Source organism: Winogradskyella damuponensis, from assembly GCF_039538385.1.
GTDB classification, from domain to species: Bacteria; Bacteroidota; Bacteroidia; order Flavobacteriales; family Flavobacteriaceae; genus Winogradskyella; species Winogradskyella damuponensis.
In genome coordinates, this window is the sequence record NZ_BAABCB010000028.1 from 134367 (window position 1) to 152258 (window position 17892).

Sequence of the window (17892 nt, forward strand, 5' to 3'; positions counted from 1 at the left end):
TGAAAATACAAATTCTATTTTTATAGAAAGCTTATCATGAAATTATGAAAGGATTCTATACGAGAATTATTGGTCGTTATCTTCTTGTTTTTCTTCCGATTTATAATACACACGTTTCAAACTCTTTTTTAATAACGTAAACCTATAAACACCTATAATAAAAAAGACCACACTAAATATTATAGCCGTGAGTGCTAAGTATTTAAAATTGGCAAATTCTTTTAATTGATAAAGTGCAATAGCACCCAATAACAAGTATAATGAAGAACGAATATAAGATAAAAGTGTACGCTCATTAGCTAAACGTGTGCGTTCAATAGCTAAATAATCTCGTAGAATAACTTTTTGGTCTGGTTCAAAATCGCGTCCAAATCGTAAAAGTTTAATATTCTTAATTTTTAAAGGTGATTTTGATGTGCGTTTCATTAAAACTTCTTTTTCTCAATCTAAATGTAATTATTTTTTAGAACAGCCAAAAGCCACATTCTTCTTATTTGTTAAATATCCTCTAATTTATTAAGACTAACAACAATTAGTTTTAAAGCTTTTAGTAATTTGCAAGACTATATAAAAATTTCGCAAATGCAATTATATCCAATTCAATCCGGAAATTTTAAACTCGATGGAGGAGCCATGTTTGGTGTTGTACCAAAATCCTTATGGCAACGTACCAATCCCGCTGATAATAACAATATGATAGATATTGCTGCACGTTGCTTGTTAATTGAAGATGGCAATCGCCTTATTTTAATAGATACAGGAATGGGCAACAAACAGAGTGATAAATTCTACGGTTATTATTTTCTTTATGGAGATGATAGTATAGATAAATCATTAGCTGCTCATGGATTTCATCGTGATGATATTACTGATGTTTTTATGACCCACCTTCATTTTGATCATTGTGGAGGCAGTATTCAATGGAATAAGGACCGAACAGGTTATGAACCCGCTTTTAAAAATGCGCACTTTTGGAGTAATGCAGACCATTGGAAATGGGCAACAGAACCTAACAGACGTGAAGTTGCTTCGTTTTTAAAAGAAAACATTTTACCAATGGAACAAAGTGGTCAATTAAAATTTACATCTGTCCCAGACAATCCTATTTTAAAAAATTCCGAATTAGGCTTTGATATTTTCTTTGCCAATGGACATACCGATAAACAAATGATTCCGATGATTAACTACAAAGGAAAAACCATTTGTTTTATGGCAGATTTATTGCCAACAGTAGGTCATTTACCATTACCTTTTGTAATGGGTTATGATACCAGACCTTTATTAACTCTTGACGAAAAAGAATTGTTTTTAAATATGGCTGCAGACAACAACTTCTACTTGTTTTTAGAACACGATGCACATAACGAAATTATAACCGTAAAACATACTGAAAAAGGAGTAAGACTAAACGAAACTTTTACAACAAACACACTATTTAACTAAAACACACATGCAATAAGCACCTCATAAACATTACCACCTAAAGGAATGTTTATGAATTGTAAATGGTATGTGACAAATCAATAACAATAAACAAGAACACATGAAATTTAATTACAGATTAATAGCCTATTTAGGATTTTCCGCAACACTTTTTTTAGGATGTGGTAGTACAGGAGAAATTCTTTCTACACCAATCGAAAACATAGACACCTCACCTTTAAAAGTTACAGCATTAACTGATGCAGAGAAAAAAAATTGGGGACACCTAGACCTTGTAAAAGATACTATTCCTGGTATGAGTGTTGACAAAGCTTACGCTGAAATCATTAAAAATAAAAAAGGAAAAAAAGTTATCGTTGCTGTTATAGATTCAGGTATTGATATTGATCACGAAGATTTAAGAAACGTACTTTGGACCAATGAAGATGAAATACCAAATAATGGAAAAGACGATGATAATAATGGCTATATAGATGATGTACACGGTTGGAATTTCTTAGGAGATGCTTACGATGAACAATTAGAATATGTACGTATTTTAGCCTCTGGAGATACTTCAAACCCAAGTTACGAAGCAGCAAAAGCTAAATATGAAGAAGATTACCAATTGTGGTTAGGACGTAAAACACAATACGATCAATTTGCACAAGCTATAAATGGTGCTGACGAAACTTTAACTAAGCACTTAGGGAAAAGTGATTACACAATTGATGAAATTAATGCTATTAAAACAGAAGATCAAGCACTGTCTCAAGCGATTCAAATTGCAAATCAAATGAACAGTAATGGATTATCATTAGCTGAAGCAAAAAAAGAAATTAATAACGGTTTAGAAAGTATTAACGAACGTTTAAACTTTAATTTAAATAAAAACTTTTCGGGTCGTACAACAGGAGATGATATCAATGATTTTTCTGAAATAGGTTACGGAAACGGAAACGTAAAACCGGTAAAAAAATCAGAATCTCATGGTACTCACGTTGCTGGTATTATTGCTGCAGAACGCAACAATGGAAAAGGAGCTAATGGAGTAGCAAATAATGTAGAAATTATGTCTCTTAGAGCTGTACCTAATGGAGATGAATACGACAAAGATGTAGCTTTAGCTATACGATATGCTGTAGATAATGGCGCAAAAGTAATTAATGGTAGTTTTGGAAAGTCGTTTTCTCCACATGCAGATAAAGTGAGAGAAGCTATAAAATACGCATCAGATAATGATGTCATATTTGTACATGCAGCTGGTAACTCTAGTGAAAATGTAGACGTAGCACCTAATTTTCCAGATGATAATGTTGATTTTGTTGAAATATCAAATACTTATATTAGAGTTGGCTCTTTAACATCTAAATACGGATCTAAAATCGTTTCTGGTTTCTCTAATTATGGAAAAAAGAATGTAGATGTTTTTGCTCCTGGTTCTGACATTTATTCTACAACTCCAGAAAATGAATATGAGCCAAATAGTGGAACATCAATGGCATCTCCTGCGGTTGCTGGCGTTGCTGCTTTAGTACGTTCTTACTATCCAAAATTATCTGCTGCACAAGTTAAACAAGTGATTTTAGAGTCTGGATTACCATTAACAACTAAAGTCGTTGTGGGTGGAGATGCTTCTAACGTTAAGTCTTTTTCAGATATATCAAAATCTGGCAGAATAGTTAATGCTTACAATGCATTAATTATGGCTTCTAAATTAAAATAAACATGAAGAATTTTTTATTAAGCTTTTTTGTTATTGCATTAGTCTTTTCTTGTGGCGCCACAGGAAAAACAGTGCAAGATTCTAATCCAATAAAAGCTTCTACAAATAGCTATTGGCAACAACATGTAGATTATACTATGGAAATTGACATGAATGTCAATAACTATCAGTATAAAGGTAAGCAAAAGCTAGTGTACACTAATAACTCGCCAGATGTATTAAATCACGTGTATTACCATTTATATTTTAATGCCTTTCAACCTGGTAGTGAAATGGATGTTCGCTCACGTACTATTAACGATCCAGATCCTAGAGTTGGTGATCGTATTAGTAAACTTCAACCTAATGAAATTGGATATATAAAAGTCAATTCATTATTACAAAACGGAAAAGCTATTTCTTACGAAACTGTTGGTACTGTTTTAGAAGTAAAGTTAAATCAGCCTATTCAACCAGGAGAAAAAGTGACGTTTGATATGGATTTTGATGCCCAAGTCCCAGTTCAAATTCGTCGTTCTGGTAGAAATAATAAAGAAGGTGTTGCCTTATCCATGTCACAATGGTATCCTAAGTTAGCAGAATATGATGATGAAGGTTGGCATGCCGATCCTTACATAGGAAGAGAATTTCATGGTGTTTGGGGAGACTTTGATGTAAAGTTAACTATTGATGCAGCTTATGTCGTTGGTGGTACAGGGTATTTACAAGGTGAACCAACTTTAAAATCTGGAAAGAAAACCCATCATTTTAAAGCGCCAAAAGTGCATGATTTTACTTGGGCTGCAGATCCAGATTATATTCACGATACGTTACAAATGCCAAATGGGCCATTGCTTCATTTTTACTATAAGAAAACATTAGATCAAAATTATTTAGACAACTGGAAAAAGTTACAATCTGATACTGCTTTATTAATGGATTTCTTTAACGAAAACATTGGAGACTATCCTTACGATCAATATTCTGTAATCCAAGGTGGAGATGGAGGTATGGAATATGCTATGTGTACATTAATTACAGGCGAACGTAAATATGGAAGCTTATTAGGTGTAACAGCACACGAGTTAGCTCACAAATGGTTTCAATTTTTATTAGCTAGCAACGAATCTAAACACGAGTGGATGGATGAAGGTTTTACAAGTTATATTTCTAATTTAGCTATGAATTCTCTTAGTGAAAATAAGAAGTCTAATCCGCTTTCTGGATCTTACAGAGGGTATTTAGCTTTAGCAAATTCTGGAGTTGAACAACCTTTAACAACACACTCTGATCGTTATGCATTAAATGGAGTTTATGGTGCGGCAGCTTATAGTAAAGGTGCTGTATTTTTAGCACAATTAGGCTATGTTATAGGAGAAGACAACTTAGATAAAACCATCAAAAAGTATTTTGAAGATTTTAAGTTTAAACACCCTAAACCATTTGATATTATAAGAACAGCCGAACGCATCACAGATTTAGAACTGGATTGGTATTTTATAGATTTTGCTCAAACTACAAATACAATAGATTATGGAGTAAAAGCTGTAGAAGGAAAAACAATCACTTTAGAGCGTATTGGTCTTATGCCAATGCCTATAGATCTTTCTGTAACTTATACAGATGGTTCAACAGAAGAATTTTATATTCCGCTACAAATGATGCGTGGAGAAAAGCCTACCTCAGCAACTATTATTAAAGATTGGGCCTGGGCAATACCAACCTATTCATTTGAAGCTAAAAAAGCCGTAAAATCGGTTGAGATTGATGCTTCTCAGATGATGGCAGATGTTAATCGTAAGAATAACACAATTACCAAGGAGTAACTTAAGTACTTTAGTGTAATAAACTAAAATATACATTATAAAAAAAGCGCAACTTTCGTTGCGCTTTTTCTTTATAAATGTAAGTTAGTGTACTTATTTTTTTATCACTTTATAAATATTAAATTGCTGGTTAGACCAAACTTTTACAAAATAAGTTCCAACGTCTAAAGGTGACATATCCAATTGATTTTTAGTGTTTTTTGAAGTGATAAACATTAATTTTTGTCCTAATATTGAGAAAACCTCAATAGACTCAATAAGTATTGCCGAATTAATGTTTAATACAGATTCTGTAGGATTAGGAAATATCTCAATTCCTTCAAGTTCATTCTCTTTCACATTTAAGTTTTCCCAAACAATGGTTTCAATATTAGAAGCTTCAGATTCTCCTTCACTAAATACAGAAGTGATATAGTAATTGTAAGTACCAAAACTTGGAAGCATATCTATATATGTTGTTTCGGTTGTTGATGCTAAAAATTCGTTATTTCTATAAATATTATACTCTAAAAAGCCAAATGCTGTTGATGTAATTGTTGATGTTATAGAAATATCCTCATTAACATTTGTATTAACCCATCCTAAACTAGATAAGTTTCCAATGACATAGCTAGTATAGTTAGAGTCTACTATTTTATCAGCATACCAACAACCATCGTTATCATTTGTTCCTTCCATATAATTTCCTGTTATAACACCTGAGTATTGAAAACCTTCATCATAAGTCCATATTACTTGATTATCAATCATTTCCCAAGTTCCATAGTTATCTTCTGATGGAATAAAAAACGTGTAATTCTCATAAAAAATAATTTCTATCTGAGAGTAACTACTATTACAATCGTGATTAAAGTTTAACAACCAACTGCCCGTAAAATTTGCAATTGCTCCCCAATTTAAAGTCACTTCACCTTGTAATTCATCTGTGAGTTCAGCAACTAAAATACCTGGACTTGTAATGTCTAGGGTTGTAAATGTTACTGGTCCAATCCAATTGCTATCTTCTTCACTTGAATTTATACCACAATTTCCACGAATATAAATATCGTAAGTAGTGTCTAGGTCTAAGTTATCTAAAGTATATGGACTTGCATTTAATATTAAACTAGTGCCATCGCCTTGGGTAAAACCTAATGGTCCATATTCTATTTCCCACGTTATTTCACTACCTCCAGCAATCCAACTTAGGTCTGCAGAACTCAAAGACACATTCTCTACTAAAAAGTCTGATACATCAGGACAAATAATAGTCTCACAAATCACCGTAGCATCCCAACCACTGCGCGTAACACTTCCATCTGAAGTAAATCTAAATGTTAAAGCTCCCGAAGGATTATTGGAAGTAAACGAATCTGGAATTGTAGAACCATTGTACTGACCAAGAAAAGGAGCATTAATGTCTAAGCCATCGTAAACTCTTAAATAGTCACAACAGTTTTCTAATTGAAATGAATTAAAACTAACTGTTACACTATTATAACCTTCAGAAGGAGCAATAACTGTTGTAATGTCTTCTCCACTTTGGTAGTTCAAATTTGCTCCTCCTGAATCATAAAAATGATCTCCACTACAAAAGTCTGACATCGTTGTAAAGGTTACTGGTCCTAACCAATTACTATCATCTTCTCCTGAGTTTGCACCACAATTGGCTCTAATATAAACATCATAACTAGTAGACGCATTTAAACCTGTTAAAGTTGTTGGATTAATACTTGTATTTATAAGAGTTCCTGTTCCTTGAGAGAAACCTGTTAAACCGTATTCAAGCTCCCAAGTTGTTTCATTACCAATAGCTGTCCAACTTAAATCGGCTGAATTGAACATCAAATTACTCACTATTAAGTCTATAGGATCTAGACATGTGATAAATTGACATGTAACCGTAGCATCCCAACCACTGCCTGTAACACTTCCATCTGAGAAAAACACAAATGTTAAAGCTCCTGAAGGATGTGACGAAGTAAAAGTTCCAGGGTTTGCAGTTCCTGTAAATTGCCCTAAAAATGATGCATTTATATCTGGGCCATCATAAATATATAAATAATCGTAACTATTTTCTAATTGAAACTCGTTAAAAGTAACGGTAACGCTATTATTTCCGGCAGAGGGTGCTATAACCGTAGTAATATATTCTCCACTTGAGTAATCACCATCTAAACCACCAGAATCATAAAAATGATCTCCATTACAAAAATTAGCTGCTGTAGTAAAACTTAAAGGACCTATCCAAGCACTATTATTATCACCTCCACATTCAGATCTTACATATATATCATAAGTTGTAAACGAGTTTAAACCACTTATGCTATATGGATTATTAGAAGTTAAAACACCAACACCTGTTGGTAAATCGCCATCCTCAACAATCTCTATTTCCCATGTGGTGGCATTACCGTTTTCTAGCCAGCTAACTTCAACAGAATCTGACATGATATCAGTTATAAGTATATTACTAGGGGCAACACAAAGCGTAATAAATTCGTTAACATTAGAATAGTCGCTTATTCCACAATCATTTACACTTTTAACTCGCCAGTAATAAACCGTACTGTAATCTAATCCTAAGACATTGTATGAATTAATTAGAGTAGTTTCGGATAAAACTATTGTATTAAAACTAGGATCTAAAGCTATATCAATGTTATAACTAGAGGCATTAATGTCTTCTTGCCACGTAAAAATGCTATTAACATCTACAGTGGTTTCATTATTCTCTGGAAATTGAAGCGAAGGTGCTAATAAATTAACATCATAGAGTTCTAATGTAATTATGGAGTTCTTTTGTGCAGAATCTGAAGTTCCGTTTATTGTTATATCATAAGAACCATTAGCAACTAACGCCGTATTACTTATAGTAATTTGTATATTAGTATTGTTACCTGATGCAGACGGTTGGCTAAAAGTAGCTGTTACACCTGCCGGAAGATTTAATGCTGAAAAAACAGTAGTTTCATTAAATCCTAGAAAGGTGTTATATGTAAAATTATAAACGGCATCGTTTGGTTTACAAACCGTCATATTTGATTCTGTAAAATTCATTACAAATTCAGATGCTTGTACTTCAAAATTAGAACTATTAATAGCATAAAAAATACTGTTTGCACCTCTAACCATAACTCTTGCCTCTGTTGTGGTTGGAACGTTTGGAATATTAATTATTTCTGACCCATCATTTGCTATCCCTGTTGCTATTGTGTAAGGATATGTAAAACCTCCATCAATAGATAAGAAAATATCAACTTCAGTAGCATTTACAGGAGCCACATTTGTATTAGCAACATCCCAAGTAACTGTTGTATTTTCTCCTACATTCCATACTTCGTTTGTCGTTTGAGACGTTACAATAAAAGGGCCTGCCGTATCGGTAACAGTAACTGTCATTTCATCTGAAGCGGTTTGTCCTACACTTGGATTATTATCTCTAACGGTAAGAACAAAATCCATTGTTCTTGCTACAGAAGGTACAACCTCCCAAGTTGGTGTTAAGTTACCATTAACGACATCTGATAATTGTGGCATATAACGGTTAGGACTTTCTACAGGAAGCTTTGAACGAAACATAGGGCCAAATTGCCTTGTTGGTTGTGGAGTATCACTACTAAAAGGGTTTTCTGGATCGTTTTCTTCCCAACAAAATGAAATTTGGTCTCCTTCAGGATCACTTCCTGTGCCTTCTAAAATAAATGCTGTTGACATAGGAATCGTAAAATCGTTACCTGCGCTAACAATAGGAGCAGTATTAGTTAATCCTGTAAGTTGTGCACAAGAACTATCATTTATAGTCCACTGCGCAACATCTCTAATATCTACATAATTAAAATAATCATCCGGATTATCTTGTACGCTAGGTGAACAGATACCAGCATATCCCATTATAGAACTCCCACTACCTGGTTCTACTTCTTGAAGTTCATTAGAACTTCTACAATTTAAGGTACTTTGCACATGCCAGCCACCATATTGATGTCCAAACTCATGACTTGCAATTAAATTAAAATGATCAGAATTAGGGTTGCTATGTACTGTATATGCACTTCCTTTAGAACCTGTTGTACATACACAAGCAATACAACCTGCGTTTCCGTATATAGAACCTTCATAGGCAAATAAATGACCTATATCATAATTAGAATCACCAATAATTGTATCTATTGTATTTTGAATTATTAAATTATCAACATTGTAAGGATCTGTAAAAGTATCTAAGAAAATTATCGCATCATTATTTGAAATTAACTGCATAGTCACTCCAAAATCTCTTTCAAAAATACCATTGATTCTCGTTAACGATTGGTTTATTGCAGCTAACACCTTTCCTTTTCGTTCTTCATCTGTTGTTTCAAAACCATCAAGATAGAATTGCGAATATTCTCCAGTTGTTGATATAGCCGCTCTGTAAAGTCTTAAATGACTATCATTTGCATTTCTATTTGTTAAACCAGATGATGTTATTTCTCTTCTTGCCGATTCTATGGTGGTACATTCAAAATCTGAACTTGACTCATCCAATTCATTTCTTGAAAAAACAGCATAAACACCATTATTATAATCTAATGGCTTTATAAGTGTTGTTGGTCTATCGAGATTAAAAATAGAAACGGATAATCCTAATGAAGGTGAATAACTAATACGCGCAGTAGCCCCATTATTTATACCTTTTCCAATATATGCTTTTATTTGAGGATATTTTGCTTCTAGTTCTGGATGAAAATTTGAAGCTTCAAATAGTTGATAGCTATTTAATTCTCCTTTTTCATTAGGTAAAGAAATCACTATTTGAGATCTTTTTTGTGTTAAGCGGTTAGGAGCCTTTTTAAAAAAATTAAGCAGAGATGCAGTATTTAAATTAAACTCTATATGCTCTAAAGGGACTTCATCTTTTGTAATATTTGAGTGTTTTGTTACGGTTTGAAACCAATAAGAATCTTGTGCGCTTATATTTATAGATAATACTATAAATACTATAAAAGCGAAGTAGTTTTTAGACATAAAAGTAGGAAAGGTTAGAATGGTGCGATTTAGTTTTCTCTCAAATATAGATGCTTTTGAAATAAAATGCTTTCAAAAAAAGTTTATTAGACGAAATGCTTTATAAACAGACCATGTGCATCTTTTATATACATTACCTTATAATTTAATAACTTACAAGGCCTAAGCACTACCTGTAGCTGTTAATTTATATCTATAATTGTCCTATGAGTTACAAATTAATCCCTAATAAGCACACCTTAGAGCTAATAAAAGCATTAATATGTGTATAAATTCGCATCAAATAGATGTGGTTTTCTATTTTTGCTAAATCGGATTTATATAAATGAGCTTTAAATATTCAAAAAAAGATAAATTAAAAAGCAAAAAGCTAATCGAACAGCTTTTTACAGATGGAAAAGCAGTAACAGCTTACCCACTAAAATTGGTATATCTTAAAACCGAATTTGAAGATGGATCTCAACTTAAAACAGGTGTTTCTGTAAGTAAGCGTTTGCACAAAACAGCGGTTTCTAGAAACCAAATAAAACGTTTGTTACGCGAAGCTTACAGACTTAATAAACCATTATATTTTAACAATAGTTCTGCGTCTTTTGCGTTTATGATTTTGTACCTTAGTAAAGATGGAACAACTTTTGATAAACTAAATGATAGTATGAAATTATTGTTTAGGAAATTTACCGACAAAACTTCTAACAAATGAAAAAACTCCTACATAAAAAAATAATACTTCCAGTGTTGGCTGTGCTTATATTTACTAGCACTACAGCATTTAAAAACGATTTTTTTGAAATTGCTAAGCAAATAGAAATATTTACAACGCTTTTTAAAGAAATTAACATGAATTATGTAGATGATACTAATCCTGGCGACTTAATGGATACAGCCATTAAAAGCATGTTAGACGATTTAGATCCTTATACACAATTTTACAACGAACAAGATGTCGAGGCCTCTAGAATTAATAATGCAGGCGATTACACAGGTATTGGAGCAAAAGTATTAACCTTAAAAGATAAATTGGTAATCGTTGAACCTTACCAAGGTTATGCTGCAGATAAAGCTGGTCTTAAAGCTGGTGATGAAATTATTAAAGTAGATAAAGTTGCCGTAGCAGATTTTAAAGAAGATGCTGCAAATTTATTGCAAGGAGCTTCAGGTACTGAAGTTTCTTTAGTTTATAAACGTCAAGGAAAAACCAATACGGTAAAAATTATTAGAGAATCTTTAGAAATTAAAGCAGTCCCACACTATGCTATGGTAGATGAAAAAACGGGTTATGTTGTGTTAAGAAAATTTAATGATAAAGCGTCTTCCGAAACAATTAGAGCCATTAAAGCATTAAAAAACCAAGGAGCTACACAGTTAATTTTAGATTTAAGAGGAAATCCTGGTGGTTTACTTCACGAGGCTGTTAACGTGACTAATATTTTTGTTCCTAAAGATCAGTTGGTGGTAACAACTAAATCTAAAGTAAAAAAATATAATAAAACTTATTATACCAAACGCGAACCTATTGATACACAAATTCCATTAGTGGTTTTAATAGACGGAAGAAGTGCTTCTGCAAGTGAAATTGTATCTGGTGCTTTACAAGATATGGATCGTGCTGTGGTAGTTGGTACAAGAAGCTTTGGAAAAGGTCTTGTACAACGTCCAAAACCACTAACGTATGGTACACAAATGAAAATTACTATTTCTAGATATTATACTCCATCTGGCCGTTGTATTCAAGCATTAGATTATTGGAATAGAGATGAAAATGGAAAAGCTACAAGAACTCAAAAAGAAAATTACAATGCCTTTAAAACTAAAAATGGACGCGATGTTTTTGACGGTGGAGGTGTACAACCTGATATTGAAGTAGAATTTGCAAAACAAACACCAATTACTAAAGCAATATCAAATGAAAATTTAGTATTCAACTTTGCAACCAATTATTATTACAACAATAAAGTTGAAAATCTAAACAGCTTTGAGTTTTCCGATTCTGACTTCAAAAAATTTAAAAACTATATAAAAACAAGTGGTTTCAATTTTGAAACTAAAACTGAAAAAGCCTTAACAAATGCCATTAACGTAGCAAAAGAAGAAGAGCTTGATGCTGTAATTACATCAGAATATGCTAACTTAACTAAAGCATTACAAGCCTATAAATCTAATGCTATTGATGAAAACAAAACGCAATTAAAATCATTACTTACAGACGAAATTATTAAACGTTATTTCTACAGTGAAGGTTTATATACCTATTACACTGCTCACAATGCTGAAATTAAAAAAGCCATAAATATTCTTAATAATCCGCTACAATACGCAAGTATTTTGAGATAGAAATTTATTTTTTTTATATTTAACATCATAAATGTTTTCTGTAAGTAAGAAAATTATAATAAAATGAGACCCCTAATTATCCTTTTATGCCTATGCTTTCAATTCTCTTTTTCTCAAAAAGAAATGAAGCACGAGGTTTATTTTGAAACTGATCAACACGATATACCAGAAACAGAACACAGTAGGTTATTACTTTTTCTATCTACAATTGAAGATATTGATATAGAAAAAGTTACAATTTATGGTTTTACAGATGATAGAGGTAGTGATAATTATAATCTCGTCTTATCTCAAAATCGTGCAGATGCCATAAAAGAAGTGTTTTCTAATAACGAATTTGATGAGTCTAAAATGACCAATGTTGATGGAAAAGGTAAAATTTTAGTCAATATTATTCGTGAAGATGACCTTAATAAAATACGAGGTTTAAATCGTAAAGTTGAAATCATTGTTACTCCTGTCTATCCTCCAAAGGAAAAAGAAGAAAAGCCTGAAAAAAATAATCCAGAAGACTTGTTAAAAGGAGATTTAAAAGAAGGAGATAAAATATTACTTGACAATTTACTATTTAGAACAGGCTATAGTTATTTAACAAAAGACTCGAAAAAAGTACTAGATAAAATTGCTGAAATATTAGCAGAACGTACTAACATTTACTTTACTATTGAAGGCCATGTATGTTGTACTCAAGGTAATAGAGATGCTGTAGATAGAAAAACAAAAAAGCGTAATCTTTCTGTTGCGCGCGCTAAGTATATTTATGATTATTTAGCAGACAAAGGAGTAAAACATTACCGAATGAAATATGTTGGTATGCGACGTAAAGCTCCTTTGGGTGGTGAGCCTGAGTTAGATAGACGTGTAGAAATCTTAGTAACTAGAATTTACGATAAATAATAGTTTGTTTTCCTTAGTAAATAATTAAGAACGCAACATAGCAATATGAGGAATACCATCTTCGAGATATTCTTCTCCTACTTCCTTAAAATCTAAATTATTATAAAAACGTTTTAAATACGTTTGTGCAGAAATTCTAATGATGGTTTCATTATAATAAGTTTTAATAGCCTCTATAGAAGCGTTCATTATTGTATATCCATATTTATATTGCCGTTCTTTTTGTTCTACTACGACTCTACCAATACTAGCTTCTTTAAAATAATCTCCAGGTTTAAAAATTCTTGTATAAGCAACTAATTTTTCATTTTTATAACCTAAAACATGAAGTGCCTTTTGATCTTTACCATCAATGTCTTGATATATACAATCTTGTTCTACTACAAAGACTTCACTTCTTAATTGAAGTAAATCATATAACTCTACTATAGAAAGTTCGTTAAAAGCGCTTATTTTAGTTGTTATCATAGTTAATCTTGTACAATGACCTCTTTAGGGTCTTCTTTATTAAACTCTGGTTGAATGGTAACATGATTAATATTAAATTCATCATGTAAAACAGTTTCGATATCTAGAAGTAAATCATTAAACTCTGTAGTAGAAATGTCTTCTTTTAAGTCTAAATGGGCTTCTAAGTGCAACTCATCGTCACTCAAATTCCAAATATGTACATGATGTAATTTGCTAACTTTTGGTAGTTTATTAACTGTTCTTACAACCGCTTTAATATTAATATTATCTGGTGTAAACAGCATTAGCATTTTAGTAGATGTCTTTAACAAATCGTAACCTACCCAAATTAAATACAATGCAATTAATAAGGTTAGTAAACTATCTACCCAAAACAGTTGATAATATTTCATTAATAAACCACCAATGAGTACAGCTACACTAGCCAACATATCTGTAAGTAAATGCAGATAAGCAGAACGCATATTAATATTATTTTTAGCATCTTTTCTTAATAATAAAACACTAAGACCATTACCTATAATGGCGACAATGGCTAACCAAATAACTAAACCAGATTCTATTTCTTGTGGATTTTTAAAACGTTTTACAGCTTCAAAAATTAAGATTATTGCTACAATAATTAACGTACTAGCATTAATAAAGGCAGCTAAAATTTCGGCACGTTTATAACCAAAAGTTCTATCAATAGATGCTTTTTGCTTCGATAATTTAGCAGCTACATAACTAACTATTAAAGAAATAACATCGCTAAAATTATGTAAAGCATCGCTGAGTAATGAAAGACTACCAGAAACAAAACCACCAATAACTTGAGCTACAGTAATAACAATATTTAGAAGTATTGAAATTAAAAGCTTTTGACCCTTTAAGTCTTTAGAATTATGCGAATGGTTGTGTGAATGACTCATTTAACATGATAATGGAATCTTATCTACACGGTTTTGATGACGACCACCTTCAAATTTAGTTTCTAAAAAGGTATCTACCATTTTTATAGCTTGCGGAATTGATGTAAAACGTGCTGGAATACAAATAATATTAGCATTGTTATGCAAACGTGTTAATTCCGTTATTTCATTTGTCCAACAAACTCCAGCTCTTACATGCTGGTATTTATTAGCTGTCATTGCTACACCATTTGCACTGCCACAAATTAGTATCCCAAAATCTACTTTTTTAGCCTCAACATCTTTTGCTACAGGATGTACAAAATCTGGATAATCTACACTATCTAAAGTGTCTGTTCCATAGTTATTAATAGTATAACCTTTAGCTTCTAAATGCTTTACTATAGCAAATTTATAATCTGGTCCTGCGTGATCGTTTCCTATTGAGATTGTCATGTTGTATTGAATTAATTTAATACAACAAAGTTACGAATAAAAATAGCCCTATTGTTTTTGCTTTAAGACTTCTTTATAAAATTATCTTTCTCATTTTTTTTGTTATATATCTTAAATATTACACAGTTCGTAAACTATTAGTTTTATTTAGTATATGTATTATATAAAAAAACCTTGAGACATGTCTCAAGGTTTTTTAAGTATATTATTAATAGAGTGGTTATACTTATTTTATTAATTTTCTTGTAAAACTACCTTTATCCGTTGTAATTCTTACCAAGTACATACCAGATACTAAATGACTTGTTGCAATATTAGTACTCGTAGATTTTAGAATTAATTTTCCTGAAATATTGTATACACTTACGTCGTTTAGAACATCAGCATTGTTAAGTTTAATTTGTAATTGATCTTTTATTGGATTTGGTCCAACAAACACTTTAGTAGCATCAAATTCTATATCACTTAATGGAGCACTACAGTTTTCTCTATAACTACAAATTGCATCTTTTTGCCAATTAACATAAATACCAGAAACTGAAGTTGCATCTGCTTCATTTGCTACAGTAATACAATCTAAATTTGGAGTATTTAAGGCATTTAAAATATTTAAATTTGTATTTAAACTTACATTTAAATCACTAATTAAAGTGTTATTAACAAATAAGTCAGTTAATGCTATATTATTACTTACGTTTACATTAGTTACCGAAGTAAAAGAAACATCTAAAACAGTTAGTTCTACAAAATCTTCAATACCTGTTAAATCAGCTACACCAGTATTATTTAAATCTACAGAATTTACATGCTTTATATTAGCTGTAGGTACATAATTATCTATTGGTGCTACATCATAACCTTGATCAATTAAATACTGCTCAAAAACATTATCTGGTACATAAGTAAAATTACAGCTTTCACTATAATTACAAGCTTCATCTTTTTCCCATTGTAAATAAATTCCTGTACCTGCATTTGCTGCTGCTTCATCTGCTACAGTAATACAATATAAGTTATCAGTGCTTGTAGTTTTTAAAGTAGTTAAAACACTATTATTACTAACATCTAAACTACTTATTAATGTATTGTAAATAGATAAATAAGTTAAAGACGTATTATTACTTAAATCTAAACTAATTATTGGAGTATCAGAAACACCTAAAACCTCTAAAGACGTATTATTACTTACATCTAAACTATTAATTTCTGTATTAGTAATAAACAAAGTAGTTAATGCTGTATTTGCACTTACATCTAAACTATTTAAAAGTGTATTATCTGCATATAAATTAATTAATGCAGAATTATTACTAACATCTAAACTACTTATTGAAGTATCATAGATATTTAAAGTAGTTAATGCTGTATTTGCACTTACATCTATATTAAGTACTAAAGTACTAGAAATATTTAAATTAGTTAACGCTGCAAAATCTTCTATACCTGTTAAGTCTGTAACATTTTTATCATATAAGTTTACTGTATCTATGTTAGCAATATTAGCTGTTAATACATAATTGTCTAATACGGTATCATAACCTTCGTCTATTAAATATTGTTCAAAAACATCATCTGGGAGATATGTTTGTTGAGAATTAGAAAAGTTTAAAAATAATACACTAAATAAAAACGATAAATAAAATAATTTTAGTTTCATAATTGTAGGTTTTATAAATTAATAAATTTGGAATTTGGTACAATGATATATCAAGTTTTTCTATTTTGTATCAAATTAGTTTTTCATCGATTTTTTAAGCAAAAAAAAACATCAAATCGATAATTTTTGTATTTTATAGCTAGTAAACTACTAGTGTATAATGTGTTATGGAGATTGAAAATTTTAAAGAATAATTAAATTTTTATTAGACTTTTACTAATTATCTTCTAGAAATTCCTTTTTTGGTAAAACTATTTAATAGTTATAAATCTTACTTTTTATAGCTTGTAGAAATAATGGTATTTGAAGTTGTTAGAACTCATTTTCACGAAACATATAAAATGATTAATTCTGTTAAATTTTAAAGAATAATTTAATTACTAGCATCTAAATTACTTGGATCTATTAATAATGCTACTCATTATATAAGTATATAAAGTTCTATTCTAAACTTAATCTATTAAATACCACTCAAAAACATTATCTAGTATTTAGGTTTGTTAATAGTTATGATAACATACCTTATAACTTGTTAATAAGTGTTCACAAGTCTTTAAAACTAAAATTAGGTTTATTCATTAATTTTTTCAAACAAAAATAGAGATGAGATAACCAAATAAGTTAGTTGTTTTTTTCGCCGAAGTTATTAAACATCATTTATAGTGAAATGAACAAGATTTTAAAATAAACATATCAGTCATTTCTATTAACATTCGTTATTAACAGTTGTTAATAGCTTTTTAATTTAGCTTAAAAATGAAGCGTTTAGATGTAAACTTAATGTTAACTAAAATGTTGTAAAATGTAAATTACGATTAATCAAAATAAAACTTCAAAAAGTTATACTAGCTATTAACAGACTATAATAACCATTATTTTATTTTTTAAATTTTAAAAGAAAAATGATAATATGTATATATATGTTGATAACATCGTTTTTTAGCAATAATGACTAATTATTAGAATTAAAAATCTAATAGATTTATACTTCTTAGATTTTCTTGTTTTGAAAAATAAATTTCCAACGTTTAAATTATCGCTATTTAAAAGTGTTTACTAAATACGTTAAAAATAAACTTCTGGTTTATATGCAGTAGAAATAGAAACTACCTAAAGAAAAAGGCGATAAAAAGTTGATTATAGACTAGTTTTAATACTATACTTTTAAAGCAAAGCTCTGTGAAATTTACAGTGCTTTTCCATTAATTTAACGTTCTATAAACATCATTAAAAAATTAAAACGTA

Annotated in this window: 12 protein-coding genes; 6 read left to right on the forward strand and 6 right to left on the reverse strand. The window is 30.7% G+C overall.

The features are described from left to right. Positions 1-66: 66 nt before the first annotated feature. Positions 67-387: a DUF202 domain-containing protein gene (locus ABD730_RS14090; protein ID WP_215927401.1), complete on the reverse strand. Its 321-nt coding sequence runs from the start codon at positions 385-387 to the stop codon at positions 67-69. Positions 388-582: 195 nt separating this feature from the next. On the opposite strand from ABD730_RS14090, the gene ABD730_RS14095 reads away from it, so the two are divergent. From ABD730_RS14095 to ABD730_RS14105, 3 genes are all read left to right on the forward strand, one after another. Next, positions 583-1443: an MBL fold metallo-hydrolase gene (locus ABD730_RS14095; protein WP_344715534.1), complete on the forward strand. Its 861-nt coding sequence runs from the start codon at positions 583-585 to the stop codon at positions 1441-1443. Between the two features lie 100 nt (positions 1444-1543). Further along, positions 1544-3148: a S8 family peptidase gene (locus ABD730_RS14100; RefSeq protein ID WP_334468574.1), complete on the forward strand. Its 1605-nt coding sequence runs from the start codon at positions 1544-1546 to the stop codon at positions 3146-3148. A gap of 2 nt (positions 3149-3150) precedes the next feature. Next, positions 3151-4953 (forward strand): M1 family metallopeptidase, encoded by a 1803-nt coding sequence (locus ABD730_RS14105; protein WP_344715536.1) that lies wholly within the window; start codon positions 3151-3153, stop codon positions 4951-4953. A gap of 93 nt (positions 4954-5046) precedes the next feature. Here the strand turns inward: ABD730_RS14105 and ABD730_RS14110 are convergent, their stop codons facing one another. After that, positions 5047-9942, reverse strand: a complete 4896-nt coding sequence (locus ABD730_RS14110; RefSeq protein ID WP_344715538.1) for a reprolysin-like metallopeptidase — start codon at positions 9940-9942, stop codon at positions 5047-5049. 325 nt (positions 9943-10267) lie between these two features. Here ABD730_RS14110 and rnpA point away from each other — a divergent pair, with 325 nt between their 5' ends. The 3 genes from rnpA to ABD730_RS14125 all read left to right on the forward strand — a co-directional run bounded on the left by rnpA (position 10268) and on the right by ABD730_RS14125 (position 13173). Next, entirely contained in the window at positions 10268-10645 is a 378-nt protein-coding gene (rnpA, locus tag ABD730_RS14115) for a ribonuclease P protein component (protein ID WP_344715540.1), read from the forward strand. Then, positions 10642-12276 carry a S41 family peptidase gene (locus ABD730_RS14120; protein WP_334468582.1) on the forward strand — a complete coding sequence of 545 codons (1635 nt, stop codon included), beginning with the start codon at positions 10642-10644 and terminating at the stop codon, positions 12274-12276. Before rnpA ends, ABD730_RS14120 begins: the two co-directional genes overlap by 4 nt. A gap of 123 nt (positions 12277-12399) precedes the next feature. Then, entirely contained in the window at positions 12400-13173 is a 774-nt protein-coding gene (locus ABD730_RS14125) for an OmpA family protein (RefSeq protein ID WP_252723659.1), read from the forward strand. A 24-nt stretch (positions 13174-13197) separates the two neighbouring features. Here ABD730_RS14125 and ABD730_RS14130 read toward each other — a convergent pair whose 3' ends face one another. The 4 genes from ABD730_RS14130 to ABD730_RS14145 all read right to left on the reverse strand — a co-directional run bounded on the left by ABD730_RS14130 (position 13198) and on the right by ABD730_RS14145 (position 16647). Then, positions 13198-13641 carry a GNAT family N-acetyltransferase gene (locus tag ABD730_RS14130; RefSeq protein WP_344715542.1) on the reverse strand — a complete coding sequence of 148 codons (444 nt, stop codon included), beginning with the start codon at positions 13639-13641 and terminating at the stop codon, positions 13198-13200. 2 nt (positions 13642-13643) lie between these two features. Then, entirely contained in the window at positions 13644-14555 is a 912-nt protein-coding gene (locus ABD730_RS14135) for a cation diffusion facilitator family transporter (protein ID WP_334468587.1), read from the reverse strand. Further along, entirely contained in the window at positions 14556-14990 is a 435-nt protein-coding gene (gene rpiB, locus ABD730_RS14140) for a ribose 5-phosphate isomerase B (protein WP_115815480.1), read from the reverse strand. Positions 14991-15216: 226 nt separating this feature from the next. Continuing rightward, the gene (locus ABD730_RS14145) at positions 15217-16647 is read right to left on the reverse strand and encodes a T9SS type A sorting domain-containing protein (protein ID WP_334468590.1); all 1431 of its coding nucleotides are present in this window, start codon (positions 16645-16647) and stop codon (positions 15217-15219) included. Positions 16648-17892 lie beyond the last annotated feature (1245 nt).

Excerpts from the sequence above, each read along its gene's own strand:
- ABD730_RS14130 (WP_344715542.1), bottom strand. The coding sequence starts at position 13,641 with ATGATAACAACTAAAATAAGCGCTTTTAACGAACTTTCTATAGTAGAG.
- rnpA (WP_344715540.1), top strand. The coding sequence starts at position 10,268 with ATGAGCTTTAAATATTCAAAAAAAGATAAATTAAAAAGCAAAAAGCTA.
- ABD730_RS14105 (WP_344715536.1), top strand. The coding sequence starts at position 3,151 with ATGAAGAATTTTTTATTAAGCTTTTTTGTTATTGCATTAGTCTTTTCT.
- ABD730_RS14095 (WP_344715534.1), top strand. The coding sequence starts at position 583 with ATGCAATTATATCCAATTCAATCCGGAAATTTTAAACTCGATGGAGGA.
- ABD730_RS14125 (WP_252723659.1), top strand. The coding sequence starts at position 12,400 with ATGAAGCACGAGGTTTATTTTGAAACTGATCAACACGATATACCAGAA.
- ABD730_RS14120 (WP_334468582.1), top strand. The coding sequence starts at position 10,642 with ATGAAAAAACTCCTACATAAAAAAATAATACTTCCAGTGTTGGCTGTG.
- ABD730_RS14135 (WP_334468587.1), bottom strand. The coding sequence starts at position 14,555 with ATGAGTCATTCACACAACCATTCGCATAATTCTAAAGACTTAAAGGGT.
- ABD730_RS14100 (WP_334468574.1), top strand. The coding sequence starts at position 1,544 with ATGAAATTTAATTACAGATTAATAGCCTATTTAGGATTTTCCGCAACA.
- rpiB (WP_115815480.1), bottom strand. The coding sequence starts at position 14,990 with ATGACAATCTCAATAGGAAACGATCACGCAGGACCAGATTATAAATTT.
- ABD730_RS14145 (WP_334468590.1), bottom strand. The coding sequence starts at position 16,647 with ATGAAACTAAAATTATTTTATTTATCGTTTTTATTTAGTGTATTATTT.
- ABD730_RS14110 (WP_344715538.1), bottom strand. The coding sequence starts at position 9,942 with ATGTCTAAAAACTACTTCGCTTTTATAGTATTTATAGTATTATCTATA.